The organism is Paraburkholderia kururiensis, from assembly GCF_034424375.1.
Lineage (GTDB): Bacteria > Pseudomonadota > Gammaproteobacteria > Burkholderiales > Burkholderiaceae > Paraburkholderia > Paraburkholderia kururiensis_A.
Genome location: NZ_CP139965.1, coordinates 6,086,695 through 6,103,517 on the forward strand (window position 1 = coordinate 6,086,695; position 16,823 = coordinate 6,103,517).

Consider the following 16,823-nt stretch of genomic DNA (forward strand, 5'->3'; position numbering starts at 1 on the left):
GGAGGAGCTAGGCGGTTCGGCGGCGAGGTATCAGCAAAATTCATTGAGAGCCGGCGCGGTGCGCCGTAGCCCGCGTGATGCACGGGCGGCGTACAGGATAAGCGAACAAAAGCGGATGCGGAGCGCGCGGTTGCCCTGGTGAGCATGCAAAAAGCTCATGCCGAACGATCAACCGTTCCACCTGTATGGCGCGACCCGGCCGTTTGTATTGGCCTGCATGGACATGCTTTAATGCGCGACGCAGTTTCCGATAAACCGACATAACGACAAGACCATGGCAATCGATGTCTTTTGCCGCTACACGAACGGGGCAACGAACGCAGCGGAGCGCCGCGTACTCGTCAGGGCAATTGAGATTCTTCAGCAAAACACGCATTCGGCTGTCGTGCTCTGCGACTTCCTCTGCGGCAGCCAGCAGATCGATTTACTGATTGCCACGGAAATAACGACGCTCGTGCTGCAGGTAAAGAGTTATCGCCACGCCGTCGAAGGCGGCACAAACAGCGCGCATTGGACAAACCCGGCCACAGGCGAGTCCCTGCCGAATGCATACACGCAGACGACCGACCAGATGCTGGCGCTCAAAGACATGCTGCGCAAGGAGACCGGGGAAGACCCCGGCTTCGCGCGTGCCGTCGTGTTGTTCGAACCCGGGATACCTGTCGGCTCGTCGCTACCACGAAGCGATTTTCGCGTTCAGATATGTGGCATCGAGGAACTCGAGGCGCTGCTGCTCACGCACACTTCCGAGCACAGCGGGCGAAAACCCTGGAACCGGGATGCGCTTCGTTCGTATGCCGTGGCGCAAGGCATGGCGAGGCTTTCCCATACGACAGGACAGAAGCCGGCAATGCGCGGCGATGCCGCCCGTCCGCTGCGGCCGGTCGCGCCGCCGGTCTTTCCTGACAGAGCGGCAGACCCGGCCCGCGCTCCCGTCCGGGCTGAAGGGCCTGTTGCGACGCCCCGCCCTGCCGCGCTGCCCGGGCCGACGCCGTCTCGCACCTACGTGACAGCGCGTACGGCAAAGCGTCGGCATATAGGGCGGTACGTGCTCACGTCGATTGCAATTGGCGCAGGCTTCCTCTGGCTCTACCATCGCTCTGCTCCGACTCGCGCCGAAAAACCGGCTGTCAGCACATCGGCTTACGCCCCTTCGCAACGGACCACAGAGCCGAAACATCGTCGCAAGCGCGAAACATATGCCGGCACGCAACGCGCCGCGCCAGCGTCGTCCGTCGCTTCGGCAAAGCTCGGCGCGCCCTCGGTTGCAGTCGTGGCTGTGCAACCGGTTGCTTCGCCGCCCCCGCCATGTCCGGAAGGCATCGATCGACTTGGTTGCACGCCTTCGAGCGCAACACTTTCACGGTTGAACCGGCAATAAGCGCGATCTGGGGCCTCAGCGTCAACGGTGCCCCGGCACGCATCCGGTGGAGACTCATCGGCTGATCCGTCACGCCAATCGCGCACGCATTCGTCCGCCAGGACAGCCCTCCCCTCCACGAGCATTCAAGAACATGAACCGCGCGCCGATATACAGAGGGTTTACGGCCTTCAAGGCAAGCGCCTGAGCCGTCGAATTTCAAAAGATCCGGCTTATCCAAGATGAAGAACAACACGATAGGCGGCCGCGCCGCTGCCGCATTGGCGACCTTGTTTCTCGCTGCCTGTGCTCACGGTCCCCGCCCGGTGGGTGCAGAGGCCCCGCCCGCGTCGCCGCAAACCGCCGCATCGAACCCGCCCGCTGCGGCGAATCCCTGGTCTAGCGTTCCGCCGGACGTGCTGGCCACCTGTCGCGACATCTCGGTTGCATCCAGTGCCGGCAAACTGGCAGACGCGGCAGAACTCGCGCGCCAATGCATTGCGTCACACAGCCTGCCCGTGCAGATCCGTGCGCTGGTACTCCAGCAACTCACGCTGCTCGAAATGGCACTTCATCACAATAGTGCCGCGCTGGAGGCCCAGCTCGCCGCCATCGAACTGGAGCCCAAGCCCACGGACATGCAACTTGCCGTGCTGGCCAAGCTGTACGACGCCAATCAACGATACGACGAGGGGCTCGCAACGCTCGAACGGCTCCGCGCCAATCATGCGGGCACGGACGACCTGAACGGTCCCCTCGGCATGGCTTACTACAACGAACGTGGCGCCCTTCTCGCGGCGACCGGGCGTCACGAAGAGGCCGTCGCTTCGTTGACGAAGGGCATCGCGCTTCAGCCCGCGCTTGCGGAGCCGTATCGCCTGCGCGCCCGTGAACGCGAAGCGCTCGGCGACGTCGCAGGCGCACGCGCGGACTACGCGAGCTTTGCCCGCTGGGCACGGGACGGGTCAATCGACGCGCCGACGCGCGCCCGCCTGTCCCAGCTGAAAATCGATCCCGCGGTGGAACGCAGGCATCCCTTCGGCAGCGCCAATCCGTTGCGCGAATCGGCAGCGCAGTCGCTGAAAGCCGCGCAGCAGGCACTGCAGGCCGCCACGACGCCACAAGACAAAGCCAGGGCGTACGGCGAGATCTCGGCCCACCTGGACGGCATGAACCGCAGCGAGCAGGCGCTCGCGGCAATCGACAAGGCAATCGCGCTCGCGCCTGACGATATCAGCCTTCGCCAGTCGAAGACCACGACGCTCGTCGCGCTGAAACGCACGGCAGACGCCATCGCACTCGCCGATCCGCTGTTGGCCAAAATGCGTGCCGATGCGGCAGCCGCTGTCGACCCCTCTGCCGTGTATCGGACCTACATCGAGGCAAGCGGGTCGTCTGCCTATGCGCACATGATCCGCGGCGAATGGGCGCCGGCCATCGCCGCGCTCGAAGATGTCGCGCGCGCCTCGCCGTTCTACGACCAGGACTACATGGCGTCGCTGTACCTCTACGTGCGGGCGCGCAGCGGCGGTGCGGCGCCGCGCAATGCGTTCTTCGACGATTACATCGGTCGCAATACCGTGCCGCTGCCCGGCAACTATCGCCGTTCGATCCTCCTCTTGATGCAAGGACGCGCCACCGTCGACGAGGTGTATCTGCAAGCGGTGCTGCTCCCGGACTCCGTCGCGATTCAGAACGCACTGGCGGAGACCTGGTTCATGGCGGCCGCGTACGCGCATTTCGTCAAGCATGACGAGGCCGCCGCGCGTGGATACGTCACCCGTCTGAACGACCTCCAACCCTACGGAACCAACGAGTGGACGATGGTCGAGCAGGGCGCGGTGTGATGGGCCAGGTCGTCCCATCCGCACCGCCGCCAGCGGCCATCGCCGTCACGGCACTTCTGTCGCTGGCGCTGCTGTTTGCCGCAGGCGGCCCGCTCGCGGCCCATGCCGCACTCCATGCGCCCTCCCAGCCCGACGCGCGCAACAGCGGGATCGCGCAGCCTCTCGCCATGCCATACCGGGACACCACGTCGCCGTGCCTGCTGCAATCGAACGCCGCCGACGCCCCCTTCACTTCGCCTTACGTCACGCCGGCAAAACTGCGCGACGCGTGCGCCGAGGAAGCCAACGCGGGCAACGTAAATGCGCGTGCGATCTACGGCCAGATGGCGATGTTCGGCTACGGTGGGCCGCCGCTCAAAAGCGGTCTCGCAACGCTCACCCAGGTGGCCGCGGATGGGTTGCCGCTCGCGCAGCTCATCCTCGGATCGATGTATCGCGAAGGCATCGGCGTGCCACGTGACGCCGTCGCGGCGCGCATGTGGTTACGCCGCGCGACCGAGGGCGGAAACGGCATAGCGGCCGACATCCTCGGGCAAATGGACTACGCCGGCGAAGGTCGATCCGTCGACTTCGCCTCTGCCTATCAGCTCTTCGCCTACGCGGCTCGACACGGCGATCCTCATGGCGCGGTCAATGCCGGGCGGATGTTGATGGGCGGGCGCAACGGCGTTCCACGCGATGTGACAGGGGGCGTTGCCTGGTTCATCGAAGGGGCCACGCACGGCGACGCCGAGGCGCAGTTGCTGCTCGGCGTCGCCCTGCTGCGCGGAACAGCGCTCGCACCCGACCCGCGCAACGCAGCGGGGTGGCTCGCGGCCGCCGCGGCTCAAGGTCAGGTTGATGCCAGGGCCGCGCTCGCGAATCTCTACGTGACCGGGACAGGCGTGCCGCCTGACGCGAAGCGCGGCTTCGCGCTGATGGCCGACGCCGCGCGCCACGGTTCGGTCTACGCGCAGCGCCGCATGGGCGACCTGTATGGCGAGGGCCTCGGCGTCGGGCGCAACGCCACGCTGGCACGCGCGTGGTATCGCAAGGCGGCGCTTGCCGGCGACGTCGTGGCGCAATTCGATCTCGCCTTCGAATACAGAAACGGCATAGGCGGCCCGGTAGACCTCGAGGCCGCGATCGGATGGATGCGCGGCGCGGCCGAAGCCGGCCTCGCCGAAGCACAGAACGATCTCGGCACGATGCTTCAAAGGGGTGAAGGCACAGCGGTCAATCTCGCCGAGGCGAAGCAATGGTACGAGCGCGCATCCGCACAGGGTTCCGGCGTGGCCTCGTACAACGTCGCGTCGATGGCCTATGCCGGCCTCGGCATGCCGCGCGACCCGACGCTCGCGCGGCAGTTCGCGCGCCTCGGCGCCGAGCGTGGTTACGCAAAGGCGCAACTGATGCTCGGCTCGCTGCTCTTCAAGGGCGAAGGCGGCGCAGCGGACAAGGCGCAGGCCATCGCGTGGTACCGCAAGGCAGCCGACGCGGGAGACGCTGAAGCACAGCGGCTCATGGCCATGCATTATTTCTCCGGGGAAGGCGTGCAACGCGACGACACAGTCGGCGAGGCGTATTTGCTGCGGGCAGCCAGCCATGGCGATGCCCGGTCCCAGGTGATGCTCGGCCTGCGCCTGCTCAAGCGAACGTCGGCCGAGGACCGGTCGGGCGCGAAGGAATGGCTCGTGAAGGCCGTCGCACAGAATTTCCCGCCCGCCTACGCCGCAATGGGCAGCTTCTACGCGTCCCGCGGCACCGGCCGCCCCGATCCGGCGCAGGCATTGGCGTGGTTCACGCGCGGCGCGCTGGCGAACGACACCCTCTCCCAGCGCGTGCTGTGTCTCGCATACGCGAGAGGCTCCGATGTCGCCGCGGACCCAAACCAGGCGCAGCGATGGTGCTCGGCCGCCGCCAATGCCGGCGACACCATGTCCATGCGCGAACTGGCGTCCGGCATTCCGCCGGAGCAGGCGTTGCCCGCGGCCACACGCGTCTACTGGCAATGGCGTCTCGCGACGGCCGGCGAGGCCGTCTACCAGTCGATGCTCGCCGATTCCTACGACGAGGGACGTGGCGTGCCCATCGATTTTGCAGCGGCCGTGTACTGGCTGCGACGTGCCGCCGACGCAGGCAATGCGCAGGCGCAGGGCTCGCTTGCCTGGCACCTCTACACCGGCGTGGGAGGTCGGCGCGACGCCCGCGAGGCATTCGAGTGGGCGAACCGTGCCGCCGCCGCGAATGCAGACGCGATGGCCATGATCGGCGAGGCCTCTCTCGACGGACGCGGCGTTGCGAGGAATGGCGCGGCCGCGCTCGTCTGGCTCCAGAAGGCCGCGGCAGCGGGGTCGGCGAATGCGGCCAGTGAACTGGCCAATCTCTATCAGACGGGAAACGTCGTGGCGCGCGACGAAGCCATGGCGGCCAGGTGGTATCGGAAGGCGGCCGCGCTGGGGTCGGACAGGGCAGCGATCGCTCTCGCGCTGGCGGCTGCGGCCCGCCCGGAACATCTAGCCCGGAACGCGCAGGCCGGGTACTGGCTGGCGCTCCCGCCGACGCCGGTGACAAAAGCCGCCGACAGCGCCGAGGCCGCGTTTGCGCCAACCGGGCGTGACGACGGCCGCGCCGCGTGGGAAGCGTTGTGCGCGCTCCACGAAGCGTTGAGAGGCGAGCCCTTTGCACAGTTCCAGACCGGCATCCTGTTCTGGCGCGGCGACGGGCTCACGCAGGACCGGGCGCTCGGGGATGCCTGGCTTCGGCGCGCGCAAGCCGCCTTCGCCGCACAGCCCGGTTGGCAGACTTACGCCGAAGCGACGCGTGCTGTCGAGGCCCGGGTGCGTGAGAGTCTCACCGCGGAGGAGAAGGATCGCGCCGACCTGCTTGCCGAACATCTGCTCGTTACGGTGAACGACCTCGCGTACTAGCGCGGCCCCCCCAGCCATGAGCCTCGCTCATGCCGCCCATGCAGAGATTTCGATTGTTGGGGGATTTTGGCAAACCTAGAGTGCGTTCGAACCCCATCCTTCGGGGCCGTTTCGGGACTGCTGCCGGTCGCGCTCATGCCGCCGCGCAGTCCCTTTCGACAGAGGAAAACGATGAACCGCTCCCCGTCCACGCTCCGCCTGCACATCGAACGCCGCCTGGCTTCAGCCGTGGCGCGCCTCTCGACGCTTTTCCGCCTTTCCGGTCAGACGACGCGCGTGGCCCGCGCAGCCGGTGTCGGCGCGGCCGCGCTCATCACCCTCGTCCCCGCCGCGCACGCCGACGCCATCGACACCATCGCGAAATCCGGCGTCGTGAAGATCGGCGTGTTCGAAGACTATCCGCCGTTCGGCTCCATCGGCCCCGACATGCAGCCGCAAGGCTACGACATCGATGTCGCCAACCTGATCGGCAAGGCGCTCCACGCCAAGGTCGAACTCGTGGCGGTGACGGGCGACAACCGCATGGCCTACCTCGCCGACCACAAGGCCGACATGCTGCTCTCGGTGGGCGAGACGCCCGAGCGCGCCAAGGTCATCGACTTCTCTCAACCGTATGCGCCGTACTACCTCGCGGTCTTCGGGCCGAAGGCGCTTGCCGTGAAGAACGCGGCCGACCTGGCCGGCAAGACCATCGCCGTGGCGCGCGGCACGCTGGAAGACCTGTCGGTCAGCAAGATCGCGCCGGCGAGCGCGTCCATCAAACGCTTCGACGACCCCAACGGCGCCATTTCTGCATTTATTTCTGGTCAGGTACAGTTGCTCGTGGTCGGCAACGACGTGGGCGCCACGATTCTCGCGCGCCATCCCGCCAACGACCCGGAACAGAAGTTTTCGCTCTTCAGCTCGCCCGACCACGTGGGCCTGAACAAGAACGAGCCGCGCCTCATGCAGCAGGTCAACAGCACGATTGCCCGCGCACGCAGGGACGGCACGATGAACGCAATTTCGCAGAAGTGGCTGCACGCGCCGCTGCCCGCCGATCTTTGAGATGGTCGGCGCGGCACGGCGCGCGCCGCCGTGCGCTGCGCGCTTTTGGACACGGTGATTCGCCTCGATGACTTACGCGTTTGATTTCAGCGGCTTCGGCCTCTATGCGGGCATGCTCGCGCGAGGGGCGGCCGTGACCGTGGGGCTCACCGCGGTTTCCACCGTGCTGGGCGGACTGGTGGGCGTGGCGGGCGCGAGCGTCGCCGTGTCGGGGCCGCGTGCGGCCCGTGCGGTGGTGGCCGCCTACGTCGAGCTGATCCGCAACACACCGTTTCTCGTGCAGCTCTTCTTCGTGTTCTTCGGACTGCCGAGCCTCGGCATCCACATCGACGAGGTGCAGGCCGCCGTGCTCGCCATGACGGTCAACCTGGGCGCGTACGCCACGGAAATCGTGCGCGCCGGTATCGACTCCATTCCTCGCGGCCAGGTGCAGGCCGCGATGGCGCTCGGGCTGCATCCGCGCCAGGTGTTTCGCCACGTCGTGCTGCCGCAGGCGCTCGCCAACGTGTTTCCGGCCTTGCTGGGCCAGGTGCTGATCGTGATGCTGGGCTCCGCCGTCGTCTCGCAGATTTCGGTACCCGACCTCACCTACGCGGCCAACTTCATTCAGTCACGTAACTTCCGCTCGTTCGAAAGCTACGTGATCATCACGGCGGCGTACCTCGTGCTCTCCATCGTGCTGCGCCAGGTGCTCAACCGGCTCGGCAAGCGGCTCTTTGCGGGGCGTGCGGCGCGCGCCGCATCGACAGCGGGCGGCGTGCCCGTCACGCGTCGCGGCAAGCTGTTCGCGCGCGCAGCCATGGCCGATGCCACCGCGGCTTCACCGACTCCTGCCTCGCACGTCTCCACGGAGCGCTCGTCATGATCGAATTCACGCTCTGGGACATCGCGCGCAATCTGGTCTTTGCCGCGCGCTGGACGGTTCTGCTCTCGCTCATCGCGTTCGTGGGCGGCGGCGTGGCGGGCCTCGTGCTGCTCGCCATGCGCGTGTCGCCCGTGGCATGGTTGCGCCGCGTGGTGGTGCTCTACGTCGAGCTGTTTCAGGGCACGCCGCTCCTGATGCAGCTCTTCCTCACGTTCTTCGGCCTGCCGCTCGTCGGCATCGACGTCTCGCCCTGGTTTGCGGCGACGGTCACGCTCACGCTCTACACGAGCGCCTATCTCGTCGACATCTGGCGCGGCTGCGTGGAAGCGGTGCCGCGCGGCCAGTGGGCCGCGGGCGCGAGCCTCGGCATGACCCACGGGCAGCAGCTGCGCTACATCGTCTGGCCGCAGGCCTTGAAGATCGCCGTGGCGCCGACCGTCGGCTTTCTCGTGCAGGTGGTGAAGAGCACGGCGCTCACCTCGATCATCGGTTTCGTCGAACTCACGAAGACGGGCACGATGATCACCAACGCCGCGTTCCGCCCGTTTCCCATTTACGGCATGGTGGCGCTCATCTATTTCGCGATGTGCTTTCCGCTGACGTGGTTGGCCCGTTCGCTCGAACGGCGTCAGCGGGTCGCGCAACGGTAGCGCTCATCCGGCCGCCTGGTCCCCCAGTCCCCCAGTCCCTTATCGCGCCACAGCCGAAGACGGGCAGGCGATGCCGAACGCGCACCGCCTGCCCGCCGTGCTCTTCAACCCTTCGCTCAATGCATCGCGGTCTGCGTGCCGTGGCGTATCTTCGCCACGTCGTCCGCGCTCACGGCCGGCGCGTGATTGTTCCAGCCCGCGCGGATGAACGTGAGCGCGTCCGCGATCTGGCGGTCCGTCAGCACCGACGCGAACTGCGGCATCGGATACGGCGCCGGAATGCCCTGAATCACGAGGTCCGGCGTGCCGTTCAGCGTGACGTTGATGAGCGACGACGCGTCCTTCTCCAGCACATTGGGGTTGCCCGCGAGCGGCGCCAGCATCGGCGCGAAGGCGCGGCCGTCGGTGCCGTGGCAGTGCATGCAGTAGGTGGCGTAGACCTTCGCGCCCGCGTCGCCGGCCGGCCGCGTGAGCGACACCTTCGTGGCCTGCGCGTCGTAGGCGTATTGCGGTTGCCCGTTGCCGCCCGCGGGCGCGAGCGACTTCAGGTAATGCGCGATCGCCCCGACGTCGCCATCCGTCATGGCCTGCGTGCTGTTGTTGATGACGTCGGTCATCGATCCGAACGCAGACGCATGCGCATTCGCGCCGGTCTTCAGGAACTGCGCGAGTTCGGCCTCGCTCCAGCGACCGAGCCCGACGTTGTGCTCGCCCGTCAGATTCGACGCATACCAGTTGTCGAGCAGCGCGCCGGAGAGAAAGAGACCGCCGCGTTCGTCGAGCGCCTTCTCCTGGAACAGCGCGCCGCGCGGCGTGTGGCACGAGCCGCAGTGGCCGAGGCTCTGGACCAGATACGCGCCGCGGTTCCACGCCACGTCCTCACCGCTCTTCGCCTGATAAACGCCCTTCTCGAGGAACACCGCGTTCCACAGCTTGAGCGGCCAGCGCATGCCGAGCGGCCACGGAATATCGGGCGCGCGGTTGGCCTGCTTCACCGGCGCTACACCGTGCATGAAGTACGCGTAGAGCGCCTTCGTGTCGTCGTCGCTGATCTTCGCGTAGGACGGGTACGGCATCGCGGGGTACAGGTTGTGGCCGTCCTTCGCCACGCCTTCGCGCAGCGCGTGCGCGAAGTCTTCTTCCGTGTAGCCGCCGATGCCCGTCTGCGGGTCGGGCGTGATGTTGGTGGTGTAGAGCGTGCCCATCGGCAGGGACATCGGCAGGCCGCCCGCGAACGGCTTGCCGCCCTTCGCGGTGTGGCACGCCACGCAGTCGCCCGCTTTCGCGAGGTACGCGCCGCGTGCCACCAGCGCGTCGTCGGCTGCGTTCGTCGCGGGGTTGTCTGCGGCGTGGGCTTGCGGTGCGAACAGGAGGGCGGCGGCGAGTGTGGCCACCGCGGTGGCGACTGCCGTGCTCACTGATGTAGCCACCCCGGCGGCCACCGCGGTGGTCACCGTCGTTGCATTGAATCGCTTCATCGTACGGTGCCTCCTGTCAGGCGGTTTGAGCATTCTGGAGCTGGCGGCCCACCGGCAATTGCCGCAGCCGCTTGCCGGTGGCCGCGTAGATCGCGTTGGTGATGGCAGGCGCGAGCGCCGCGGTGCCCGGTTCGCCGATTCCGCCCGGCGCTTCTGCGCTCTTCACGATGTGGACCTCGATGGGCGGCGTCTGGTCGATGCGCATGATCCGGTAGTCCGTGAAGTTGGTTTGCTCGACGCGACCGTTGCGAATCGTGATCTCGCCATACAACGCAGCCGTGATGCCGAAGATCACGCCTCCCTGGATCTGCGCTTCGATGGTCGACGGGTTCACGGCCATGCCGCAGTCCACGGCGCACACCACGCGGTTCACGGCCACGTCGCCCTGCTGATCCACGGTGACGTCGGCCACCATGCACAGATAGCTGCCGAACGCGTGCATGACCGACACGCCGCGGCCCTGCCCCTTCGGCAGCGCACTGCCCCAACCGGCCGCCTGCGTGGCGACGTCGAGCACGTGCGCCGCGCGCGGCGACTTGCCGAGCAGATCGCGCCGATACGTCACGGGGTCAGCCTTCGCCTGCGCAGCGAGTTCGTCGATGAAGCTCTCCACCACGAACGTGCCGCGCGTGGGACCCACGCCGCGCCAGAACGCGGTGGGCACCGTGTGCGGCTCGACCCGCACGTAATCGATCAGCTGGTTCGGCAGGTCGTAGGGCAGATCGGCTGCGACCTCCACGGCGTCGGGGTCCACGCCGTTCTTCACGGCAGGCGGCGCGAAGCGCGCCAGAATCGACGACCCCGCGATGCGATGCTGCCAGGCCACCGGCTTGCCGTTCGCGTCGAGCCCGGCCGAGAGCGTGTCGTAGTAATACGGGCGGTACATGTCGTGCTGGATGTCTTCCTCGCGCGTCCACACCACTTTCACGGGCGCGGTCACCTGCTTGCCGATCTTGAGCGCCTGCGTGATGGCGTCTACTTCGAGGCGCCGCCCGAAGCCGCCGCCCAGCAGAAAGTTGTGCACGACGATCTTGTCGGCGGGCAGCCCCGTGACCTTCACGCCCGCGTCCACGGCGCGCGTGGGCACCTGCGTGCCCACCCAGATGTCGCAGCCGTCCGGGCGCACGTGCACCGTGCAGTTGATCGGCTCCATCGTGGCGTGCGCGAGGAACGGCTGCTGGTAGACCGCATCAATGCGCGTCTTCGCCTCGCCGAATGCCTTGCCCACGTCGCCGTCTTTGCGGGCCACCGCGCCGTCGTGTTTCGAGGCATCGGCGAGATCGGCCACGATCTGCTGCATCGAAAGCGTTGCGGCCGGCCCCTCGTTCCATGTAACGACCAGCGCGGAGGCGCCGCGTTTCGCGGCCCACGTGTGGTCGCCGATCACGGCCACGGCATTGTCGATCTTCACGACCTGGCGCACGCCCGGAATCTTCTTCGCGTTCGTGTCGTCGACGGAAGCGACGGTGCCGCCGAACACGGGGCTGTTCACGATCGCGGCATAAACCATGTCCGGCAGCCGCACGTCGAAACCGAAGCGCGCCGTGCCGTCCACTTTCTCCGGCGAATCGAGGCGCTTCGTCGGCTTGCCGATCAGCGTGAACTGCTCGGGCTTCTTGAGCGGCACGTCCTGCGGCACGGGCAGCTTCGCCGCGGCATCGACGAGCTGGCCGTAGGCGATGCGCCGGTTCGTTTCCGCGTGCACGACCTCGCCCTTTTCAGCGTGACACGAGGCAGGGTCCACTTGCCACTGTTGCGCGGCGGCCGTCACGAGCAGCATGCGCGCGGTCGCGCCCGCGCGCCGCGCCGGCTCCCACGCATAGCGGATCGAGGTGGAGCCGCCCGTGAGCTGACCGCCCAGCAACGGGTCCATGAACAGCTTCTCGTTGGGCGGCGCGTGATCGAGCGTCACGCTTTCGAGCGGCACTTCGAGTTCCTCGGCCATCAGCATCGGAATCGACGTATAGACGCCCTGCCCCATTTCGACCTTCGGCATGACGAGCGTGACCTGGCCGTTGCGGTCGATCTGGACGAACGCGTTGGGTGCGAAAACGCCCGCGGGCGCGGGCTCGCTCGCGTCGCCGCCCACCACGGATTTGCGCGCCGCGCCGCCTGTATCGGCGGCTGCAGCGTTGTTTGCCGCGGCTTCGTCGCCGCTTGCAGCCCGTACGCTGAAGCCGAGCAGCAGACCGCCGCCGGCGAGCGCGCCCAGCGTCATGCCGGCCTTCAGGAACGTGCGGCGCGAGAAGCCGCTTTCGTGCGGAGCGAGCGTCGTGTGGGTGGCCTGTAGTGCTTCGGGTGCTTCGTCTTGTGCGTGCTTGCCTGCTTCAAGGAGTCCGCGCGACATGTCACGCCTCCTTCGCGGCATGCTTGATCGCCGCGCGAATTCGGTTGTAGGTGCCGCAGCGGCAGATGTTGCCGGCCATGGCGGCGTCGATGTCGGCATCCGTGGGTGCGGGGTTTTGCGCGAGCAGCGCAGCGGCCGCCATGACCTGACCCGACTGGCAATAGCCGCACTGCACCACATCGACTTCACGCCATGCCTGCTGGATCTTCTGGCCGGCGGGCGTCGCCCCCACGGCTTCGATCGTCGTGATCTTCTTGTCGCCTACCGCGGCCACGGGCAAGACACAGGAACGCACAGCCGCGCCGTCGAGATGCACTGTGCAGGCGCCGCACTGTGCAATGCCACAGCCGAACTTGGTCCCCGTCAGCCCGACGAGATCGCGCAGCACCCAGAGCAGGGGCATATCGGGCGGAGCGTCCACCGTGTGCGTCTCGCCGTTAATGTTTAGCGTTGTCATGAACAACTCCGATTGTGGGTTATTGTTTGTGGACACGGACCAATGACGGACCATGCGGATGAACTGTTCTGCATCCCGCACGGATAGGCGCGTGGATACCGATTGAAGACCGGTGTAACGCGATTGCACTGCAAAAAAATGCAGTGAATCGGGACTGCATGGAGAGCAAATCGGAAGCGGCAAAAAATTGTAGCCGCTGCGGGCAAGACGCGTCGCCAGACTGCACAATGCCGCATGAGGCACATGCATTGCATGCCATTCCACCTTCGAGACGCAGCACCTGCATTACGGTGCATTGCATTGCGTCCTTCACCGATCACCGACAGGAGTTCCGTCATGAACGAACAGCGCGCCATCCAGTTCCTCACTGAAGTGCGCAAGCCGCTGCTCGCGCTCCACAAGGCGATACTCGACCACGAACGCGCGTCCTACGAAGCGGAGTACGGCCCCACGACTGCGGCAAGCTTCCTGCAGGTTCTCATCAACGGCGAGGCGTTTCGCTGGATCACGCCGTTGTCCACGGTCATCGCCAACATCGACGAAACGCTGGACGACAAAGAAGCCACTGCCGACGACCGCATCGGCGCCGCACAGGCCGTCACGGCGCTGTTCGGCAACGAAGGCATGCAGCAGGCGTTTCTGGAACGGTATCGGGCGCTGCTGCAACAGAGCCCCGCCGTGCTTCACGAGCACGGACGCGTGGCGCAGGTACTGCGAACCGTGGAAGCCGCCTAGCGCACAGACCACCGGCGCTCGACCTGTTCATTGCTTTCATCCTTCGCGAGGCCTCTTCATGCACCCGTGGCTGCTCGATCAGCGTTATCTCTTCCAGGGGCAATCGGTCCGCTTTCGCGTAAGCGGCAGCGGCCGGCCGCTCGTGCTGATTCACGGCACGCCGTTTTCGTCGTGGGTGTGGCACCGCATTGCGCCGTGGCTCGAATCGATCCGCACGGTCTACGTGTATGACCTGCTGGGTTACGGTCAGTCGGAGCAGCGCTCGGGACAGGACGTCTCGCTCGGCGTGCAGAACGAGTTGTTCGCCCAACTCATCGCGCACTGGCAACTGGACCACCCCGACGTGATCGCGCACGACTTCGGCGGCGCCACGGCGCTACGCGCGCATCTCATCAACGGATGCGAGTACCGCAGCCTGACGTTGATCGACCCGGTCGCCGTGGCGCCGTGGGGCTCGCCGTTCGTGCGGCACGTGCGCCAGCACGTCGATGCGTTTGCGGGTATGCCGCCGTATATCCATGAAGCGGCGGTCAAAGCGTACGTGCGCGGCGCCGTGGCGCGCGCCCTTCCGGAAGACGAGCTACAGCCCTATGTGACGCCGTGGCTGGGCGAAACGGGCCAGGCCGCGTTCTATCGCCAGATTGCGCAGATGGACCAGCGCTACACGGACGAAGTGGAACCGCACTACGGCGCCATTCGCTGCCCGGTACAGATTCTTTGGGGCGAAGACGATCAATGGATTCCGCTTGAACGCGGCAGGCACCTCGCGAGCGTGATTCCGTCGGCGCGGTTTCAGCCCGTGCCGAACGCGGGACATTTGATGCAGGAGGATGCACCCGAGGCCATCGTCGCAGCGGCACTGGCGTTCCTGCACCAGTGAACTTAGGTGCATGCAGGTCGAGACGCGGGTGGTCTCGACTCATGCACGATCGTGCCGTGCAACTTACTGCACTTTGCGCCCGCTTCTGCGCGCCACCGGCGCGGTCTCAGGTGACGAAGGCTTCGCACCCGCATTGAGCTTTCTCCACAACGTCGTCTTGCTGATGCCGAGCATGGCGCAGACCTGATCGCGGTCGCCATGGCAGGCATCCAGTGCAGCGCGAATCTCGTCGGCTTCGACGCGCCGGCTGCGTTCGCGCAACGAAAGTGCAGCCGACGTCGGCGCGCTGCTCCCGGCATCCGCGGCTTCGGGTTCTGCCGGCTCGTTATCGAAAAGTTCGGGCGCAATGGCGTGCAGCACCTCGCGCGTCAGCGTCGCGTTCGCTGAGTCCGCTGCATCGGCGGAATCCGCCAGTTCCACTGCCGCGCGCTCGATCACGTTCTGCAATTCGCGTACGTTGCCGGGCCAACTGTGGCGGCAAAGCGGTTCGCGTGCCGGCGCGAGTATCGCCGCGGCGTCTGCGAGGCGACTCACGCGCGGTGCGAGCCGCGCTTCACGGCGCGCCGCGGCCAGCAGCAGTTCCGCGGCGAGCGGCATGATGTCCGCCGTGCGTTCGCGCAGCGGCGGCAGTGCGATGTTCAGGATGTTGAGACGGTAGTAGAGGTCTGCGCGAAACTCGCCGGTCTCGATGGCATCCGTGAGCGCGCGGTGCGTCGCGGCCACGATGCGCACGTCCACGCGGGTGGGCTCGGTGGCGCCGAGGCGAATCACCTCGCGCTCCTGCAGCACGCGCAGCAGCCGGCTCTGCAAGGACAACGGCATCTCGCCGATCTCGTCGAGAAACAGCGTGCCGCGATGGGCCGCTTCGATGAGACCGGCTTTGCCGCCGCGCCGCGCACCGGTGAACGCGCCCTCCTCGTAGCCGAACAGTTCGCTTTCGAGCAGCGCCTCGGGAAACGCTCCGCAGTTGATCGCCACGAACGGAAACTCGCGGCGGCCGCTCGCGCGGTGCAGGCCCTGCGCCACCATTTCCTTGCCGGTGCCGCTCTCGCCGCGAATCAGGACGGTGGCGTCCGACACCGCGTAGCGCAGCGCAAGCTGCCTCGCCCGTTGCATGGCGGGCGATTCGCCCACCAGATCGTCCAGCCGGTAGCGCGCCACGAACTGCGGCGCGCGCTGACGCGAGCGCAGCGTGCGGTCGAGCCGCTCCACGGCGCGCGACTCCTGGAAGGTCAGCACGGTGCCGGTCATCACGCCCTTGTCGACAATCGGCCCGCGATGCAGAACGTAGCTCGAACCGCGCACCGTTTCCAGCGACTCGCCCTGCCCGTCGGGCCCGAACACGGCCATGTCGCGCACGGTGGCGGCCACGTCGGGCGCGAGGTCCGCGAACCGGCGCCCCGTACAGACGGTCGGGTCGATGCCGAGCACATTGGCGAGCCGCTGGTTGATGGCCTCGACGCGGCCAGCCGCGTCGAGCGCCACGACGCCGTCGCGCAGATGCTGGAGCACGTTGTCGAGCCGCTGCCGCCGCACGCCCTCGCGCCAGGTGGCCTGGGCCACGTCGAGCGCGTTGTCGAATGCGGCCTGCACGGACGCGCGCGAGTAGAGAAACACGGCGGCCAGCCCGGCACGCGCCGCCAGATCCGTCACGAGGCCGGGGCCCACGATGGTGCCTACGCCGCGGTCGCGCAGATCCAGCACGCAGGTCTCCGCGTCCTGAGCCGATTGGTACGAGGCGAACACGACGTCGATGCCGTACGCAGCCACGAAACGGCGCACCTCGGGCGGCGTTTCGCCGTACGTCACCAGCGCGACGGACGACGACGCATCGCGCCGCGCCCGCGCCAGCGCATGCATCACGTCGAAGCCGGTGGGCATGACGAGCACTACCGGCACGTCGATGCGCGCCTTCAGATAGGTTCCGTTCGAGCCCGCGGCCACCACCACGTCGGGCCGGTTCGCGCCGGCCGCGGCAATTTCGTTCGCGGCGTCCTCGTAGCCTCGGGAGACGATGCGCAGGTCGGCGCGCTCGATGTATTCGGAGGCGATGTCGCGAAACAGATCGCGCAGGCGGCTGATGCCGATGGCCCACACGCGGGGTCGCGGGCCGGGTTCGGGAAGACGGTTCATGGAGAGGTGAGGCAACGTCGACGGCTCGGTGCTGCCGGGATGGCAGGCGGTCCGGCTGCCATTATGGATGATGAGTTGCTATTTTGAAATTCGATATTTCATAGATGAAACGCAG

12 protein-coding genes are annotated in these 16,823 nt (G+C 66.9%); 8 read left to right on the forward strand and 4 right to left on the reverse strand.

The features are described from left to right. The first annotated feature begins 274 nt into the window (after nt 1-274). The 6 genes from U0042_RS27280 to U0042_RS27305 all read left to right on the forward strand — a co-directional run bounded on the left by U0042_RS27280 (nt 275) and on the right by U0042_RS27305 (nt 8,678). The gene (locus U0042_RS27280) at nt 275-1,381 is read left to right on the forward strand and encodes a nuclease-related domain-containing protein (RefSeq protein ID WP_114815016.1); all 1,107 of its coding nucleotides are present in this window, start codon (nt 275-277) and stop codon (nt 1,379-1,381) included. Nucleotides 1,382-1,776: 395 nt separating this feature from the next. Next, nucleotides 1,777-3,207, forward strand: a complete 1,431-nt coding sequence (locus U0042_RS27285) for a hypothetical protein (protein WP_157977914.1) — start codon at nt 1,777-1,779, stop codon at nt 3,205-3,207. Further along, on the forward strand, nt 3,177-6,116 hold the full coding sequence (locus U0042_RS27290) for a tetratricopeptide repeat protein (protein WP_157977913.1): 2,940 nt from the start codon (nt 3,177-3,179) through the stop codon (nt 6,114-6,116). The genes U0042_RS27285 and U0042_RS27290 overlap by 31 nt, the downstream gene beginning before the upstream one ends. Nucleotides 6,117-6,287: 171 nt before the next feature. After that, nucleotides 6,288-7,163 (forward strand): transporter substrate-binding domain-containing protein, encoded by an 876-nt coding sequence (locus U0042_RS27295; protein WP_114815013.1) that lies wholly within the window; start codon nt 6,288-6,290, stop codon nt 7,161-7,163. Nucleotides 7,164-7,230: 67 nt separating this feature from the next. Further along, nucleotides 7,231-8,028 (forward strand): amino acid ABC transporter permease, encoded by a 798-nt coding sequence (locus U0042_RS27300; RefSeq protein ID WP_114815012.1) that lies wholly within the window; start codon nt 7,231-7,233, stop codon nt 8,026-8,028. Continuing rightward, the gene (locus U0042_RS27305) at nt 8,025-8,678 is read left to right on the forward strand and encodes an amino acid ABC transporter permease (protein WP_114815011.1); all 654 of its coding nucleotides are present in this window, start codon (nt 8,025-8,027) and stop codon (nt 8,676-8,678) included. Before U0042_RS27300 ends, U0042_RS27305 begins: the two co-directional genes overlap by 4 nt. Nucleotides 8,679-8,794: 116 nt before the next feature. Here U0042_RS27305 and U0042_RS27310 read toward each other — a convergent pair whose 3' ends face one another. Genes U0042_RS27310 through U0042_RS27320 form a run of 3 tightly spaced genes read right to left on the reverse strand, consistent with a single transcriptional unit; the run spans nt 8,795 to nt 12,960 of the window. Continuing rightward, nucleotides 8,795-10,156 (reverse strand): cytochrome c, encoded by a 1,362-nt coding sequence (locus U0042_RS27310; RefSeq protein ID WP_232833610.1) that lies wholly within the window; start codon nt 10,154-10,156, stop codon nt 8,795-8,797. A 16-nt stretch (nt 10,157-10,172) separates the two neighbouring features. Continuing rightward, nucleotides 10,173-12,503 carry a xanthine dehydrogenase family protein molybdopterin-binding subunit gene (locus U0042_RS27315; protein ID WP_114815010.1) on the reverse strand — a complete coding sequence of 777 codons (2,331 nt, stop codon included), beginning with the start codon at nt 12,501-12,503 and terminating at the stop codon, nt 10,173-10,175. Nucleotide 12,504: 1 nt separating this feature from the next. Beyond that, complete coding sequence (locus U0042_RS27320; RefSeq protein WP_114815009.1) at nt 12,505-12,960, reverse strand: (2Fe-2S)-binding protein; 456 nt, start codon at nt 12,958-12,960, stop codon at nt 12,505-12,507. A gap of 336 nt (nt 12,961-13,296) precedes the next feature. Between U0042_RS27320 and U0042_RS27325 the strand changes: the two genes are divergently transcribed. After that, nucleotides 13,297-13,695 carry a hypothetical protein gene (locus U0042_RS27325; RefSeq protein ID WP_114815008.1) on the forward strand — a complete coding sequence of 133 codons (399 nt, stop codon included), beginning with the start codon at nt 13,297-13,299 and terminating at the stop codon, nt 13,693-13,695. 58 nt (nt 13,696-13,753) lie between these two features. Beyond that, complete coding sequence (locus U0042_RS27330) at nt 13,754-14,575, forward strand: alpha/beta fold hydrolase (protein WP_114815007.1); 822 nt, start codon at nt 13,754-13,756, stop codon at nt 14,573-14,575. A 63-nt stretch (nt 14,576-14,638) separates the two neighbouring features. Here the strand turns inward: U0042_RS27330 and prpR are convergent, their stop codons facing one another. Then, nucleotides 14,639-16,708 (reverse strand): propionate catabolism operon regulatory protein PrpR, encoded by a 2,070-nt coding sequence (gene prpR / locus U0042_RS27335; protein ID WP_114815006.1) that lies wholly within the window; start codon nt 16,706-16,708, stop codon nt 14,639-14,641. Between the last annotated feature and the right edge of the window lie 115 nt (nt 16,709-16,823).

Bases quoted from the DNA above. Each gene is read 5' to 3' on its own strand.
- U0042_RS27325 (WP_114815008.1), top strand. From the start codon at position 13,297: ATGAACGAACAGCGCGCCATCCAGTTCCTCACTGAAGTGCGCAAGCCG.
- U0042_RS27295 (WP_114815013.1), top strand. From the start codon at position 6,288: ATGAACCGCTCCCCGTCCACGCTCCGCCTGCACATCGAACGCCGCCTG.
- prpR (WP_114815006.1), bottom strand. From the start codon at position 16,708: ATGAACCGTCTTCCCGAACCCGGCCCGCGACCCCGCGTGTGGGCCATC.
- U0042_RS27300 (WP_114815012.1), top strand. From the start codon at position 7,231: ATGACTTACGCGTTTGATTTCAGCGGCTTCGGCCTCTATGCGGGCATG.
- U0042_RS27310 (WP_232833610.1), bottom strand. From the start codon at position 10,156: ATGAAGCGATTCAATGCAACGACGGTGACCACCGCGGTGGCCGCCGGG.
- U0042_RS27280 (WP_114815016.1), top strand. From the start codon at position 275: ATGGCAATCGATGTCTTTTGCCGCTACACGAACGGGGCAACGAACGCA.
- U0042_RS27305 (WP_114815011.1), top strand. From the start codon at position 8,025: ATGATCGAATTCACGCTCTGGGACATCGCGCGCAATCTGGTCTTTGCC.
- U0042_RS27315 (WP_114815010.1), bottom strand. From the start codon at position 12,503: ATGTCGCGCGGACTCCTTGAAGCAGGCAAGCACGCACAAGACGAAGCA.
- U0042_RS27330 (WP_114815007.1), top strand. From the start codon at position 13,754: ATGCACCCGTGGCTGCTCGATCAGCGTTATCTCTTCCAGGGGCAATCG.
- U0042_RS27320 (WP_114815009.1), bottom strand. From the start codon at position 12,960: ATGACAACGCTAAACATTAACGGCGAGACGCACACGGTGGACGCTCCG.